This window comes from Bacillus cereus group sp. N6 (genome assembly GCF_016483705.1).
Taxonomy (GTDB): Bacteria; Bacillota; Bacilli; order Bacillales; family Bacillaceae_G; genus Bacillus_A; species Bacillus_A wiedmannii.
In genome coordinates this window covers 139,062-155,665 of record NZ_JAEHBI010000004.1, presented here as the reverse complement: position 1 = coordinate 155,665, position 16,604 = coordinate 139,062, and the positions used below count along the sequence as shown (strand labels likewise).

Below are 16,604 nucleotides of genomic sequence, written 5' to 3'. Positions count from 1 at the left end.
GGGGTTTTATCTGCGTCCAGTTAATAGACGAATAATTGCTTCTTCATTACTTGTAACCTTTAGTGATTCAGTTGCCAACGTTTTACTTTCAGTAACAACTTTTCCAACTGGTTTCTCTACACGTTCAACAGTACGACTCGTCTGAATAGATGGTTTTTCTGCTAGAATGTCAGAGATAGAATCACGTAAGGACTCGATAGAACGAGCAGCATATTTTGCAGTTGCTTCTTCGCGGCTAGATTCTTTACCTACTGCCACGCGTAGATCAACTAGGAAACCAACAGTAGATTCATGAAGATCTTTTGCAAGTTTCTCATTTGCACTTGTCAGTTCTTCAATCGTATTTTTAGCTTCAGCTAACTCTTCTTGAACTTGAGTAAGTTCAGCAGATTGAGTTTCTTCTTGTTCTGTTACAACTGGCTCTTCAACTACTGGCGTTTCTTCAACAGTCGTAGCTGGAGTTTCTTCTTCTGTAACTTCTTGAGTTGCTTCTTCTACTGTCTCTTCTACAACAGTTTCTTCTGTAGTTGCTTCTTGAGTAGCTTCATCTTTCTCTTCTGTAACCGGAGCAGCTTCTTCTACCACTGGCTCTGTTACAACATTTTTGTCCTCTTGCGTCACTATGTTTTCCTCCTTTTCATTTGATTCACTTACACTTTTAACCACTCCAGAATCAGGAGTCAACGTTGAAGTCGAAGTATCGATCTTAACGCCCTCAACTGTGCCTGTTACGATGATTCCTCCACCTGTATCAGTAACACCTTCACCAGTAGACATTGTGTTGTTAGTTAATCCATTCGTTGTAATCATTGCATCAGAATCAGCAGGTACGTTTACCCAACTTAATTCGTCGAAGAATAAATCACCAGCAACCCATTCACATACATTGCCGTCATACTGTTCTCCACGCATATGACCACACCAACCTTCGTTGATGATGTCTGTTCCACAAACTGTACATACTGCAGCATTTGTAGTTGCACCGATAGATACAGTTAGTAAACGACCTTCTAGGATATCTTTGATTGCTTTTTCTTGAGTAATTTTAGGAGTTACGATGATACCGGGGCGACCAGCTGAAGTGTATTCAGTGAATGAAGCGGAGTAAACACGACCAGTAGCTTCTGTATTAACGTCGTGATTGTGGATAACGGGTTTGGGGAAAGGCTGCGTCCAACTATAAACACCACTTTTTAATTCGTGGTTTCCTTTTAGTTTTTCTGCAGTATAGCGGTTGAAGTTACGAGTTCGTCCTTCGTGGATTGCTTCAATCTTTGGATAAAGAACAGTAATTCCACTTTCGCTAGTAGATTCATTGAATGCTGTATCAATTTGAGAGATTTGAGCTTTCGTAGTTACAGATTCATGAATTTCCTTAGGGTCTATATCAAGGCCCTTCCATTTTAAAATGTTCATCTTAGATGACCTCCTTGTTGGTAATTACGATTGTGCATTCGCAGTTGGTATGATGAGGTGGTATTTGTGTTCTCCAACCATCAGTTAAGGGGATTTCAGAAGAAGCGGATAAGCATGTCTTACAACAATTAGGTTTATGCTTAACATAAACCCTATCTTTCTTGGCTCTCTCCGCTGCTAGTGCAACCCCATAGTTGTAAGCTTCATAAGCAATTCGTTTCGCGATAAACCCTATTCGGTAACGGTTAGCCGTGAACGCATGGCTGACATGAGCGACTGGAGTGTCTTTCTCATAACAAGCTGATACAGAACTTGTAATGTCCTGTGTTAACTTCTTGTATGATTGGCTGTGTTTCTCTACCGCGATCTCTACATCGCCCGGTTGTAATTTCGTGAACTGATTCCCCATTTGGTTTAATCCTTCTTGGAATCCATATAGGAATGAGCGCTCTACAAATGGACGAGCCTTTTCATGGAATAGTTGAGTAACAAGACCAGTAGTGAATGCAGTTATGGTTTCAGTGTCCTGCTGATTAGAAACTCTACCTTGGACATCTTCCATTGCATCAGACCAGTATTTCTCCATCTTTTCAGTGAATGAACCAACTTGTAATGACTCAGACAAGTTAACCAGTTGAGTAGCCTCGGTCAATTTTGTGTTTTCTGAAACTGAAACACTCTTATTCCTTGTCTCAGATGTCTTAGGCTTACCTGGGCTTGTCTGCTTACCATGTTGGTTCTCTGGTTGGTCTTTGTTGTTACCCTGATTAGCAGCACCTTCACTATCTGAAGCAGTATTAGTTGCTGCGCTAAACATGTTTCCATAAAGACGAGCTTCATCTACTACTACGTCCTTACCAAGTAACTGACGCATTTCTTCAAACGTAATTGTGTTTTGCATAAACAACTGAACAACATGATTTTCGCGTTTGATTTTTGCATCGAATTCAATCTCATTAAATATGAAGTCAACTTCATCATCTGGATTTAAAATAGGATCAAATCCACCTTCAAAAAGAAGTTCATTAATGATTGCAAACTTAGCAATATCAGCGAATGTTTTTTGGAAGTCTTTAACGGAGTCATTTAAATCTGAAGATTGATTATCAGATGTGGATTTATTAGCGGTATCCGAAATACCCATGATTGTGTCACTTACTCCTAATCCGGAGAATACACGTTGACGGAAATACTTTAAGTATCCATTTGCATCAATAGCTTGTCCTTGCGAACCAACTACCTCAATATTGTGACGCTCTGGAACAACTAAAGCTCCATCTACAGGGATGTTACGGATTTCTTCTCGAAGTGTTTCGATTTCTTCATCTGTGGCTTCAAAGCCCGGTTTATCAATACCGACTTTGTATAAATATAGAGGGAATAGATTGCGGTAAATTAATCTTGCTACGTTCTCTTCAATTTGGCGAAGTAACTTAACATCATCTAAAGCATTGAAGATGAATGGTACACCGTATGCACGACCACTTGGTTTTCGATAAGTGAAGTGAATCATGTCTTCTGGTTTGTACTGAACACCTTCTCCACCACCACTACCTGCAGTTTCTTCATAAGCTAGAATCTTACCATTCTCATCACGACTTACTGTGATATTTGGAGCAGCTAATGGGAAGTAACCTGCAATAGGTTGTTTACCTGTATATCCTATAGCTGTAACACCAGTTGGTAATCCACCCGTCTTTGCACGAGCTTTTACTACGTAGGCATTACCATAAAGAATTAGGTTGTCAGAAATCTCTTGTAAGAATGAATCTATACTTTGACCTGTCGCTTCTGACATTAGTTTTAATCGGGTCCATACATACTCAACTGCTTGATCGTTTTTACCCGAAATCTCCCAGCCATTCTTAAACATTAGGGCTGCATGTTTGTCTACAGCTCTGCGAATATAACTGTCCGTATAATATGCACGGCCAATTTCCGCTAAATCAACTGGTGAATTCTCGAAGTCTCCTCCCCCACCCGCAGTTTTGATGGCTTGTCCTAAACGTTTAACTGCAATTTTCTTCGGGTCACGTTTAGTTGCGGAAGGTGCTTCATTAATAGTTCTTAATCGAACCCCTTTACGAATTCGTTCTATCATATTCAATTTAGTACACCTCTCTTATAGATACTCTAATACCAAAGAATAACCGGCTCTTGCATTTTCCTTGTTTAACGTTTTATCGATTTTCTCTCTTCTTACTTCGTATTCGGACATATACATTGCATACACATCTTGCAGGAATGAATCATACTGTCCTTGTACAAGGCTTAATCCTCCAGCCATCTGATTCAGGAATGATTCCACCCCAGGTGCCTTACTTGGAGACTCTAAATGTTGCAATGAGTCATACATGTTTAGATACATCTTATTTCGAAGTTCGAACGCCATAAGTAATTCGTCATGTGAGCGCTTTTTACGAGAAAGATTGTTGATATTTTTTAACACATCTCGATATTGTTTTTTATCTTCAATTTGTTGGTTAAGTTGTAGCTTCAAGGATAACTGCGTTAATTTGAGTAAATCGGTAAGTTGTTCTTTAGTAGAAGCTTGATTTTCTAATAAATTCATAACCTCTTCACGGTCAATCTCGCTACCTAAAACTAATCCGGATTTAATAGAGTCGGAACAATCTTCCGAACCTATAAGAAGACCATCTACAAGAGAAATCATTTCCTTAACGGTTTTCTCCTCACGGATTGCGATATCATAAGGACGTTTTGCTTTTATATACTCATCACTTGCTTTGAAGAATTCAGGAGAACCATATTCTGTTCTAAGAGATTCATAGTATGTACCTTCATTGTTTTTGTACAGTTTCGTTACCTGTCTAAACCATTCTTTTTGCTTCTTAACCGCTTCTTCGATTTGTTCAGTGAAGTCCTTATTCTTTTCCGGCAGAGCAGGAATGTCACCATCAAGGTAATTCTTTAAAACAGTTTCTTTAAATAGGAAGTACCCTTCTTCTACCGTCGATTGTAATTCCTTTAGGTCTTCATAAAATTCAAGATCTAAATTACCTTCTACATCTTCTGCATATGAATGAACAATGTCTTGAATAAGTGAGTTTGCAGGAGCTTCTGGATCTTCAAATGTCTTCTTATATGTATCAAAATCAATAAAACCATTGTTAGCTATGCTTGGGTCGAATGATGGTTGTGATTGATAGATTTTTTCTAAGTCCTCTTGCGAAATAGGAATCTGCATGTCTTTTATCTTTTTCTCAACAGAATCAATAAGTTCTTTAATCTGCTCTAATGTATCGACAAACTTATCGTATTGTTTAGCAGGTTTTTCTTCGGGAACAAAAGAACCATCTTCTTCACGTTCTTCCGGATCTTCTCCTATAACTTCTTCTGTTTGCAAATGTACAGTGAACGGTTTATTCGGTTCGTACTTTACTCGTGGTCTGTACTCTATAACGGAACGTTCTAATTCGGTATCTATTTCAACTTTCTTTCCTAAAACTTCATCCATGTTGTTATCCTCCTTTTATTAAAAAAGACGACAGGCCCATTGCGGATACCTGTCGCCCTTTATTACCACCCTCCGCGGGAAGGCATATTCATGTTAGTACCACGTCTACCCCAGCCAAAACCTTGGGTAGCTCTTTGTCTTACTTTTGTTGTTTTGGATTTCTGTCTTAACTCTGAATCACTAGAACTAGTTGCACGTTCCTGTTGTTTAAACGGATCAGTAAATGTTTTCTTCACCTTCGCTATTGTCTTAGCATTCGGTTTATTAATAACAGTTGCAGCTAATTCCGGTTTTTCATTAATGAATCCTAGTAAACCGAACATTAATCCATCTAAAGCATGCTCATCTACATCTGTGAAAGTAGGTTCGCCTGTTTTCGGACTGTAACGAGTTACTTGGTAGTTTGTCATTTGTCTTGCTAATGTTTCATCTTTTTCACGGTGAGGAATTCGAAGCTGTCCACGTTCTAGCATTAATTTCGTTTGGTCAACGATAAATGCTTTTAATGGTTTCTTCTCAAATTCTCTACTGTGTGGGTCTCTTACCATTTGAGAACTACCTAAGTGAACACGTTTAACTTTATCGCCTAGTGTTTTACGTAGTAATTCGATTTGGTATTCCCCAGCTCCGGCATCAGCATAGATACCAAATGGATTATAAACACCATCTAACTCAATAATCTTCTTAACTGCAATATCGTATGTAAATTCCCCTTTAGGGATTTCAATACGGTTAATAACTTGGAATCGTCCAAATGACGGCTCTGTTTCTCCAAGTTCTGGTCTTGGACGACGAACCTCAAAAGGATTGTATTGAGTAACAACAATTTGAGTAGCTGCTCCTGCTTTATCCCAGTCAATACCTATTGCAATAGGGCCATCATGAGTTGGTGATGTAGTGTAGTTGTAACCAATGCTTGAAGCTTCGTCAACGTAATCCTTGTTGAACACCCCAACCATCTCTGTACCAAACTCTGCAAGTACCTCATGCTCATAAGCAGCTTCTGAGAATAGTTTGCGTAACTCACGTTCCATCTTAGGTCCCCACTCAGGGTTAACCATTGTCGGGAAGTAGAATTCCGCCCAACCTTCAGATGCTTTACGATTATATGTTTTCATATTAAAGCGGTTGTTCTCATCCATTTCCACATCTTGATTCAATTTCATTTGAGTACATGTTTTATAGAACATCCCTCTTCGACCTGTTGGAGTTGATGCAATCATACATCCAATACGGTCAGGTGCTTCGTTGACGATGGCGAAAATAGATTCGAAATCTTTATCGCCCATGTAGTCAACCTCATCCATGTACAACCAATCAGCACGTTGTCCACGAAGAGATCCACCCTCTGAACCAGAACGAGTACCAGCTGTAAATAGACGAATAACGGATTTGTTTTTGAATTGAATTACATATGGGTTTTTAGTAATAGAAGAAATTGATTCTTGTAATACGGGGTTATTATCGATGAAGGTTTTTAATTGGTCAAAGATTAATCGTGCTTGGTTGTCATACGGGGTCGCAACAACACAGGCAGCGCCTTTTGTCATTCTTGTTCCACCGTTACATGTAAATGCTACCCACAACATATGAGCACACATTGTCCATGTGTTATGCACAAGGATATCTTCGACTACTAAGTTATGAGTCTCCGGAACGAAAACATCATAAGTTTGTCTCTTACCAAGTGGAATGATCTCTACTACTTCCTCCCATAATACATGAGAGTTAATTAAGTCATGCAACATTGCAGATTGTAAGTTCTCTGCATATACACGAGCATTACTTAAAGAGATACCTTTCTCTGTACGGTAGCGGCGGTTACCCTTTCCAACTACTTCAGCTTTCTTGATTCCTTTAGCAATTCGTTCTTCTTCAATGTATTTCCATACTTCTTTAGGGAGTGTTGGTTCAGAAGAGTTCATTTCAAGTGCGCGTTGTTGAATTTCTTCATAGTTACGCTCTGGTGTAGCTAAATGTTCGAGGAATAATAAGATTGAGGAACGGTGATAAATCATAAGGTGGTAATAAACAGAATCGTTCATTTCCTTTTGAAGTAAATTCGCTTGGATACCAAAACGTAGAAGTAAGTGTTTTAAGTCTAATGCGAATTGACGATGTTTCGTAGCATATCCAATTTCACAGATACGGCCAGCAAAGAACCAACCACCTGCAGAATACAGACTTCCTAAGAAGAATGCTAAGTGTTCTCTATCTAACTCGTAGATAAATGAAGGAATCTTTTTCGCTTCTATTTCTCTATAAAACTCGAAGTTACTAAAGTTCATTAAGTAGATCGTCGCCTTCTTATGACGCTCACGATATGTTCTAATACCAAGTGCCTCACAAGACTCCTGTAACGTCTCTCTGACGCCTTCATAACGTGCCTGGAAGCTAATACTATCCTTGTTAAAACGGCCCGCAGCGAGCATGTACGCAAGGATACGGAGCTTGTTTTTATCGACTTGTTTTGTTCCGTATACAGGTAAGAATTTAGGTGTAGCAATACTTTCACCGATGCGAAGAGCATCTACTTCTTTCCATCCGTCTACTGTTAATACTGGATGGTTTCCTGTAAGAACAACTCGTGCTCCATGCTTTGTTACAACAGCGAATGTATCTTTTACACCATTATCTTCAATAAAGAATGCTTCGCTATTTTCTAGCTGGTAGGATTCATTTAATGTTAATAGTGGTGTAGCGCTACCATTAACTTGAGCATTGTAAAGCTCTCCTACCGATTGATATTCTCCCGTATTTGGGTTGATGATTCGTTGATTTTCTTCTATACATTTACCGATACGACGACCACAACGTAAAACTTTACGATGATGCGGATGTCGAAGGATCTGCTCTTGATACCAACGTGGTTTTTCCCCTAAGTGATGCTCTGTCCACTTAACAGGGTCACGAATAATTTCGAGCATTTCCTGGTCATACTTAGTAAATTTGCTCATACTTCTATTCTCCTTTTAATATCTTCTAGATGCGTAAGGGTTTAATATCTTAGCTTCTCCGCCAAGTGCACTCCTTGCGTTCATCTTACTTCCTTGAATGGCTTGTACAGCTGCTTGTCTCATAGTTTGGGCTCTTTGTGTATCCACATAATTTCCACCAACTACGTTATTTGTTGCATATTGTGCGTTCCACCATTGTTTCTTTTGGTGATTGAATTGCTGTAGGCCCCAATAGCCCTCTTGGGCCATGCTTGCAACAGTTATTCCCCCGAATAATAGAGGGTTTGAAGCAGCTAAAGCACCCGTAACACCAGCTTTTAATACAGATGTACCTAAGTCATCTCCACCATATAAATTCATTGCAGTATCGGCTCCAAACGTAAGACCACCAGCTGTAGCAAGTTTCTTACCACCTCTAGATCCTACTGCTTTTAATACACTAGAAACGGCTTTTAATGCCATCTAAACTACCCCCTTCTGTTATTATGAAGACCAAACACAATGCTACCATCAGCGTTTAGATTCTTAGGAGCACGTTCTTGTCCTACACCGTCATACATCATGATGTCCGGCGCACCAATCTCCTGATAGTTATTCATAGTTGCTAGTCTAAGAGGTTCTACTGTCTTATGTTCAAAGCCTAACTTAGCTTGATTAATAGCAAGATAACCTCCACCAACAGCCATAACATGTTTTGGATTTAATTTTTTACCAGTGTAGAAATTGCTTAACTTCTTTTCTTTATCCTTTGTATCAACAAAGGTACTCTTAACAATATTCTTCGGGGCGTTCTTAACTCCATTGGCAATTGTTTTCGGGCTGTTCTTAACACTATGAGCAGCCATCTTTGTGCCAATCTTAGTATTCTGAACGCCTATCTTAGCAAGGTTTTTGACTGAATTTAAAATAGCCATTACTCACCCTCCTATTTATTAGAAACCATATATTCTGCTTGTTGTTTGGTCCATTTGTTTTGCTTCCAATACGCGTCTTAATTGATTGGACATACCATTCTGCTTAAGAGAGGCGTGTCCTGCTGGCGTATGGGCTTGGTAAACTTGTTTAGTAGTAGAACCTATGTGCTTAAGATTTCCCTTTATAGAGCCTTTATTGGCGTGTGTAGCAGCCTTTAAACCTTGGTATCCTGCACCTGCAAAAGCACCTCGTATTGCGCCAGTTTTAGCTGCTTCCCAAGGATCATCTCCTTGTAAATAGCCAATACCACCACTTACAGCTGCTGAAGCAACTGATGATTGGAAAGCGCCTATACCTGCTTTTCTTAAATTACCTTCTGCTCTGAGATTCTCCATACCTGAACCGAATAAGGTTTTTGCAGTAGCACCTATACGGCCAAGAAACTTATCATTTGGAGTAGCACCTTTAAGAGCTTCTTGTGAACTTGCTACTCTTTTTCTTGTCTCTCTTGCTGACTTACTTTTTCTTGCCGCTTCTTTCCTAGCTCGAATTTGTTCCGGACTTGCATCTCTAAGACTTCCTTTATTCTTAGAACCTTGTCCTGCTCTTGCTTGTGCCCTTGTTGCACGAATCTTATCTCTCGGCGCAGTAGCCTTAGATATCATGTCGTCCATCAAGTTTGTTGAGCTAGAAGGAACAAAATTAGGAGTTCGTGCAATAGGACCTTCTACTGTTCTAGTAACACCTTTAACTGGTGATGTCATACGCTCTAGCAGTTCAGGACTATTATTGATCTTCCTACTTACTGCTTTCATTACTTTGTCTGCGCTTTTTTGCCATCTTGCCATAAACTACACCGCCTTAATTAAATTTAGCGTTGCCCATCTTATGATGACCTGTTCTTGCTTCAAATAGGTCAAATACGACTTCTCCTTGATTTATGTTTCCATATGAATACTTCTTGTTCTTATCCTTCTGTTTCTTCATTTTTTGTTTAAGACGATATTCTTGCTCTCTCTTAATCTTTTCTGCTTCACGGTTTTCACCCATGCGTTGTCCTGCATCTAAAACAGTAGCAGCACCGACAGCGTACATACCCATTTTCATAGCAGTACCCAGCTTATTACCTGAAAGTAGCATCTTACTTCCTTTGCTCACTTTCTTAATAGCTTCTTTTCCTACATCAGAAATCTCACCTTTTACTAGGTCTTGCACAGTTTGAGTTTTCATTAAGTGTTCAGCACCATAAGCTAGACCACCAACTACCGCTCCTGTCTTGATTCCTTTACCTGCAGAAGTAATTAAATCATCTTCTTCTCCATCGACAATAGATTTAGCTATTCCAAAACCGACAGCACCCATTGCAATCTTTGACCTATTCTTTTGTAGAAACTTAGAGGTAGCAAAAGTGTCAATTACATGCTCTTTAGCAGTCATAGATACCACCTACTTTCCGTGTATGATAAAAATGATTCGACTAAGCGCCGCTATCCAGAGCGTTATCAAACGTCTTCGACAATTGATTCCTCGCACTGGGGAAAAATCGCCCCCAGCACGATTAATACAATTCTAAAAGCTTTTTTGCCAAGGCTGAAAACTATTCCCCAACCTCGTCGAACTCTGCATCAAATATCTGTCCAGGCTCCATAGTGGATGCGATTTGAGACATTAACTGAGATGCATAAGAACTTGGGTCCAATGTAAGAGTCAATCTATCTCCTGCTTTATCAGAACGAGTAGAGTGCATCAATTGAAGAACCTTATGTTTCTTCGTCATAATCTTCTCTTTATACTCAGCTGCCTTAGATATTTGAGGGGCTGTTATCTCCTGACCGTTATCCGTTACACTAACAACTACGTCTTCAATAAAATCACCTTGCATAGCAATTCGGTTCTCTGCTCTGAATAACTGAACATCGTAATCTACTAAGTCTTTAATCAAACTCATATCAACTACGTCATTATCAGCAACATGGAATTCCTTTTGGTATTCATCTACACGTTTCATAATAAGTCCAATCTCAAGAGGACAACGAGAACCACTTGGATCCATTCCTCCATCAAGTAACGGACAAACACTTGCATAAGGACAACTCTCACCTTGGCACAGCATAGGAACAGAAGCATATAGTCCATGTTTTGTGTTGTATATCTCCATAGACTGATTGATCATTCCTCTTGTCTCATTAGACACTTTCCATGTAGAAGGTAATACTAATTCATTTGTTGCTCTTACCTTTAACTGTTCAGGTGTCTCTACTTCCATTTGACGTAACTCTTCCATACGTTTTTCTACAGACATTTTACCGCCCTCCTTTTCTCCTGACTGGTTCTCTTTATTGTTAAGCTACTTCTTCCCAGTCTTCTGCTAGTAGGTCTGCTTGACTTGCTAACCAACCTGGTTGCCATTTCTTTTCAGCAGTGAACATTGCGATATAAGGTTGTGAATCTAAATCTACACCTTGTCCTAAATGTTTAGATGTACGTCCATTTACTACTCCTGCTTCTAGGAATAATGAAGGCATTAGTACAATCCACATTCCTTTACCATTCCAACCATTACGTGCTACTTTCTTTCCTTCTTTTAATGAGATCAATGCTTGTCCAAAATCCATTGTGATTCCTCCTGTATGTGTTTTATTTGAGTGGATGTTATATCGAGGTTTTTAAGTGCGGTTCATTTTGAAAAGATTAAAACATTTAAGAGCACTGATTACTTCCCACGCTCTTCTCTTCTGACTTAATGCCTAAAATGTACCTTCATGTTCAAGGTAAGCTACAATGTCAGCGATTCTTTTAAGCGCGTCTTTAGTAGCGTAATAGACACCTAGTTCATAGTCGTACTCATCTGGATTCACACATGCTGATTGTCCAACTACTTCAAACCCATTGTTCATTTGAAGACATACAACAGTGGTCTTTAGTCCCACCCTTGCTGACTCCTGACTCTTCACCCAATGATCAAGTAGGTCTTGTTCAAATCGTTCATACATAAGTCCTTCCATGTCCTCGCCCTCCTTTCCTGACTTCAGCCATAACCTAACCAATTTGTCACATTTTCTCAATCAAATACTATTGGCTTCATCACCGGCTCGCTCATTCCTGACTGTAGGCACAAATAAAAAGAAGGTAGTCGTCCGCTGTTGGGCTGTGCCCTACGGACAACCGCCTTCTTTCTTCCTGACTTGTTGCCCTATATAGGCTGGATTTTTTTAAAATTTTTGAGGCGCAAGGTGGTATATATGAGTTGTACTTGGTGGACTTTCGATGCCCACCCCCTACTGCCGACTCAACAATTTAGGTCTAGCTCCTGACCAATTAAATGAGAGCATATGAAAGGAATTATCATGACTAACACTATCGCAACTACTAAAAGCTTAGAGAACGGACCTTGCACTATTTGCCTACAAGCAGCTAAGGAATATGCTAACAAGAATGTTGATTGGGAAACTGAGTACTTTGATGAGTATGCATTTGCTTATGACTTATGTATGGAAAGACACAGTGAGAATGTAACTGTATCAACTAGTGTATCACCTGCAGTAGATGAGACTTCTGCTGCAGACATCAATATCGATTTATATGTAGAAGAAACAGATCTTAACGAAAACACTAAGGGAGAGATTGCTATGACAACAACTACTAACACAGAGGTAACTAACACAACTAAGGGAGAGAACACAACTATGACTAACAACACTAACACAACTGTAAACAACACAACTAAAGGAGAGATTAAAATGACAAACAAAACAGTAGTATTCACAGCAGGTAACTTACAGGTAGTACAAAACGCTTCAGGACAAATCGCTAAAGCATTATTCGGCATGGGTGTAAAGGCTCCATTATTCTCACAATTCATTGGTACTGATGCAACTGCACTAACTGTAGATGCTCGTCGTAACAAATTCGTAGTAACTAAAGAAGATGGTACTGAAGAATCTATTCAGTTCTCTTCTGCTACTGGTAAGCAAGTAATCGACTACTTAATGGTAGTTATGCCTGGTCTATTCCCTAAGTTCATGGAATCAGCAGAGTTCAAAGCATTAGAGAAGTTAAACTTAAAAGGCCGTCTTACTGCTAAGGCTAAAGTACACGGTAAGAAGACTCGTGAGACTGTATTAATGGCAGCACTAAACATGGGTGATATCTATGTAGTATCTAGTGGTGAAGTACTAGGTAAATTAGTAGACTTCGATTTAGAAGAATTAATGGAGAATGTAATGGTTCAAGTAGGAAAAGACGACAACAAGAAAGTAGTTCTACGTGATGGTGTTCGCTTCTACATTGCTAAGGATACTCGTGTAAGCAACCTTACTAGCAATAACTCTCTATTCCAAAAGATGTCTGGTAGCTTAGCGGCTTACCGTTTCGCAATGGCTAAAGGTAAAAAGACTCAAACAATCAATGTTGTTAAAGAGTACAGCAAAGATGGTATGACTCTACGTATTGAAGAACCACAAAAAGCAGTTGTTCTTGATGAAATGTGTACATTTGACGGATCTGCTTCTCTACCATTTGGTGAAGAAGTAAACGGCGCTGTATTAAAAGCGGTATTCTCTGAAGTATCTGTATTACACCGTGAAGATGGTCAATTAGAAATCGGTTCTGTTGTATCTGAAGAAGAAACATTCTCTTACAAAACATATGCTAAATCAATGTCTCAAGCTCGTTCTAATGGTGCTGTTGGTTTCAAAACACTAGAAGATGTAATTACTTACTTCTTAGGAACTGGTCAAGATGAGCGCGCTTATGGTAAAAAGCACAAAATCAACAAAGAAGAAACTGGATACAATGTTATGGATGTTGCTAAGTCTTACAAACGTTTCATGTTAGCAGGTTCTAACGGTCTTAAAGCTGATAAAGGTTTATTAAGCACATTCAGCCACAAACACACAGTTGAGTTCTTCCCTGCTGGAACTCGTAATGTAATTGGTGAAATTAAACCAGCTTACATCGTAGTAACAAATAACGATGGTGAGAAAATCACAATCGCTTTAGTTGATGATTTCACTGCTCAAATCGCAATGGATCAAGACTTCATGTTAAATGTATTAAATAAAGATAATGCATTCGTAGGTGTTGAGAAATTCAATAACTGGGATAACAAAGATGCTGTTAAAGATCTTCTATTCCGTAACCTTACAGACGGACAAGGATGGCACAACAAACGCGTTACTGAAGGTTTACGTTCTGCAGGAGTAATCAATAGCTTTGATGCATTCCAATTACGTATCTCTAACGCAGTTAAAGGTGCTTCATTCGAGTTCAACCCAATCTGTGAATTATTCAATGCTGATATCATCTTAACTGACGGTATGGTGAAATCAGAAGATATCTTAGCTGATATCCAAGAAAACGGATTCCAATTATTCGTAGTTGGACAACGTAAAGATGGCAACGACGGTATCTGGGTTGCATCTCAAGCTACACAACAAATGGGATTAACTGTTGAAGAATTAAAACAAGGTGTTACAAACAGCGTTGATTTCGTGAAGAATTCTATCGAAGAGAAAATGACTTCTGATATCTTAACAATGCTTAATGCTGCTGAAGAAGAAGCAGAAACAGAATTCGCGGCGGTTGACTATGTACGTCTTGCTCAAGAGTTTGGTGACATTCTTGATGAGCAATACATTAAAGATGAGATTGTTGGTTTAGGAGTTAAGAAGCTTAACAAATTATTAGATTCTAAACTATTCACTACTCAAGCTCGTACTCGTTACATGTTCACAGATGTATTCGCTATCTACAATGCTGCAAAAGATGGTCGTTACACTGCAACTAAAGAAGATGCTGTATTAGGTGCTTATGAAGTAGTTGCTCCATCTAAGAAAGATGACAAGTTCTTCTTAGAAACTGGTAAAGCATTATCTGTTCGTTTCCCTGTTACTGTTACTCATGAGATTCCAGTTGTAACTGCTGTTCAATCTCCAGAGTATGCTGAGTTCGTTGAGCAAGGTTTATGGCAAGGTATTACGTTCTTCGATGCTTTCTCTTGGGTTGTTGCACAACAAGCTGGTGCTGACCATGATGGTGATACTTCAATCATTATCTTTGATGAGTTAATGGTTAATGCTCGTATTCGTAAAGAAGTTGAGTTATACGGTAATCAAGCAGTACTTCCATTCGTTGATGCTTATGTTAAATACGAGAATGGTGTTGCTGTTGAATTCGGTACAGGTTGCCCTACTTATGTAACTGCAGCTGCTAAAGCAAAAGAAACAAAACCTGAGTTAAAAGATATGAATGGATTTGATGTAGTAGGAAATAAAGTATTCTTTAATCCTGCTGAAATGACAGGTTCTCGCCGTCATGATTTCTTAGAAGTAGTTGCTGAACTATCTCAACAAATCACTGTTGATACAATTGAAGCAAGCTTAATCGGTGTAATTGCTAACCGTGCAATGATCTTAACTGACCTTCTTTCTCGTTCAGTATTAAATGCTGCTCAACGTGCGGAAGTTGAAGCTGACTTACTTGCTTTATGTACTGCTGGTCGTTGGGAAATTGACCGTCCTAAACACGGTGGTGCTTACCTATCTATGCCTCTTATCAACAAATTATTCGCTAACTTCGAAGGTCGTTTCTTTGAGGAAGCTGAATTAGAATTAACAAATGAGGCTAAGTTCGCATTACTTGCTGAAGAAAAAGGTATTTACGCTCACATCTTCAGCCCAGTTGTACACCAAGATAAAATGTCTGGCCAAGCTGTAATCATTGGTTTCGAAGTTAAGAAGCCACAATGGTTAGCTTCTCAGAAAGATGAGTTTGGTGTTGTTAACAATGATAGCGCTTATGAGTTTGTATTCAACTATGCAGAAGAAGCTATCGTAGCATTATGTGAGAAGTTCCAAACAGGTCACAGCAATACTGCTAAGAATGAAATCCGTACTCGTATTGCTACACACATGGAAGTTGCTCCACAGTCAATTGATGCAGTGAAGTACTATGTTGCTAACTTATACAATGCTTACACTCAAAAAGAGAACGTTCGCGCGGCTGCTGAGAAAGACTTCATGATGCAAGCTGAAGCTGAGCTTAAAGAAGCTGGTGTATTCCGCAAGAAAAACATGCAATCTCTAACTAAAGCGAAGAAGACTGCTAAGATCCGTGCTAACTACGATGCTACATTATCTCAATACAAAATGGCTCGTGATCTATACAAAGCAGAACTTCGTAAAGAAATGTATGCAACTGCAAAAGAATTAGGTTTAGATGTTCGTCAATTAGTTGGTGCTCTATACCTATTAGTTAACGAAGCAAAAACAAATGGTAAAGCTGCTTACCGTAAAGATGGCCGCGAATATCGTTTCGTAGCATCTAACGGATTCATTGCTTTACCATTCGAAGTGTTTGCGGAAGAAATGAACTCTCTGATCTCTGGAAAAGTTTCTGAGACTTATTTCGTACCACAAGATATTACGTTTACTCTTTTACAATCTAGCCTAGTTGAGAAAGTAGCAGTTGGAGCTGCTCCTTCTAACGAGGTTAAAGTTCGTGTTATGAACCCAGTTGCAAAAGTAGCAAACAAAACTGTTGCTGTTAACCGTAACGTGCGAGTTGCGATTAAACCAGAACAACAAAAAGATTCTGTTCGCCTTGTAATGTACTTCTTAAACAAGGATGCACAAGTTGCTGACGCTATGACAGTAACTCGTGAAGATGCAGCATACATGGGATTTGCTCCTGCAAACTTCAGCATGGCTGGTATCTATGAAATCCCTGTTACAGAAATCGCATTTGGCGAAGAAGGAACGACTGCTATCGTTCGCTTCTAATATTTCAAAACGTTGTATTACTTGGGTAGAGTTGGAGCTCTACCCTTTTATTTTATC

The 16,604-nt window shown here is 39.2% G+C and carries 12 protein-coding genes; 1 reads left to right on the top strand and 11 read right to left on the bottom strand.

Annotation, left to right across the window (positions count from 1 at the left end; all coding sequences use genetic code 11):
- Nucleotides 1–6: 6 nt before the first annotated feature.
- From JDS99_RS05710 to JDS99_RS05660, 11 genes are all read right to left on the bottom strand, one after another.
- Entirely contained in the window at nucleotides 7–1,416 is a 1,410-nt protein-coding gene (locus JDS99_RS05710) for a hypothetical protein (protein WP_199694728.1), read from the bottom strand.
- Nucleotide 1,417: 1 nt separating this feature from the next.
- Nucleotides 1,418–3,517 (bottom strand): phage portal protein, encoded by a 2,100-nt coding sequence (locus JDS99_RS05705; protein ID WP_199694775.1) that lies wholly within the window; start codon nucleotides 3,515–3,517, stop codon nucleotides 1,418–1,420.
- 21 nt (nucleotides 3,518–3,538) lie between these two features.
- The gene (locus JDS99_RS05700; protein ID WP_139888890.1) at nucleotides 3,539–4,894 is read right to left on the bottom strand and encodes a hypothetical protein; all 1,356 of its coding nucleotides are present in this window, start codon (nucleotides 4,892–4,894) and stop codon (nucleotides 3,539–3,541) included.
- A gap of 62 nt (nucleotides 4,895–4,956) precedes the next feature.
- Nucleotides 4,957–7,851 carry an LAGLIDADG family homing endonuclease gene (locus JDS99_RS05695; protein ID WP_139888889.1) on the bottom strand — a complete coding sequence of 965 codons (2,895 nt, stop codon included), beginning with the start codon at nucleotides 7,849–7,851 and terminating at the stop codon, nucleotides 4,957–4,959.
- Nucleotides 7,852–7,866: 15 nt separating this feature from the next.
- On the bottom strand, nucleotides 7,867–8,313 hold the full coding sequence (locus tag JDS99_RS05690) for a hypothetical protein (RefSeq protein ID WP_139888888.1): 447 nt from the start codon (nucleotides 8,311–8,313) through the stop codon (nucleotides 7,867–7,869).
- Nucleotides 8,314–8,318: 5 nt separating this feature from the next.
- The gene (locus JDS99_RS05685; RefSeq protein ID WP_199694727.1) at nucleotides 8,319–8,765 is read right to left on the bottom strand and encodes a hypothetical protein; all 447 of its coding nucleotides are present in this window, start codon (nucleotides 8,763–8,765) and stop codon (nucleotides 8,319–8,321) included.
- A gap of 18 nt (nucleotides 8,766–8,783) precedes the next feature.
- Entirely contained in the window at nucleotides 8,784–9,614 is an 831-nt protein-coding gene (locus JDS99_RS05680) for a hypothetical protein (protein WP_139888886.1), read from the bottom strand.
- Between the two features lie 13 nt (nucleotides 9,615–9,627).
- Entirely contained in the window at nucleotides 9,628–10,203 is a 576-nt protein-coding gene (locus JDS99_RS05675) for a hypothetical protein (protein ID WP_206773143.1), read from the bottom strand.
- 160 nt (nucleotides 10,204–10,363) lie between these two features.
- Nucleotides 10,364–11,068 (bottom strand): hypothetical protein, encoded by a 705-nt coding sequence (locus JDS99_RS05670; protein WP_000110097.1) that lies wholly within the window; start codon nucleotides 11,066–11,068, stop codon nucleotides 10,364–10,366.
- 40 nt (nucleotides 11,069–11,108) lie between these two features.
- Nucleotides 11,109–11,381 (bottom strand): DUF2829 domain-containing protein, encoded by a 273-nt coding sequence (locus JDS99_RS05665; protein ID WP_085782822.1) that lies wholly within the window; start codon nucleotides 11,379–11,381, stop codon nucleotides 11,109–11,111.
- Between the two features lie 132 nt (nucleotides 11,382–11,513).
- Nucleotides 11,514–11,771 carry a Gp49 family protein gene (locus JDS99_RS05660; protein ID WP_085782821.1) on the bottom strand — a complete coding sequence of 86 codons (258 nt, stop codon included), beginning with the start codon at nucleotides 11,769–11,771 and terminating at the stop codon, nucleotides 11,514–11,516.
- Nucleotides 11,772–12,098: 327 nt separating this feature from the next.
- On the opposite strand from JDS99_RS05660, the gene JDS99_RS05655 reads away from it, so the two are divergent.
- Nucleotides 12,099–16,547, top strand: a complete 4,449-nt coding sequence (locus tag JDS99_RS05655) for a hypothetical protein (protein WP_242475675.1) — start codon at nucleotides 12,099–12,101, stop codon at nucleotides 16,545–16,547.
- Nucleotides 16,548–16,604 lie beyond the last annotated feature (57 nt).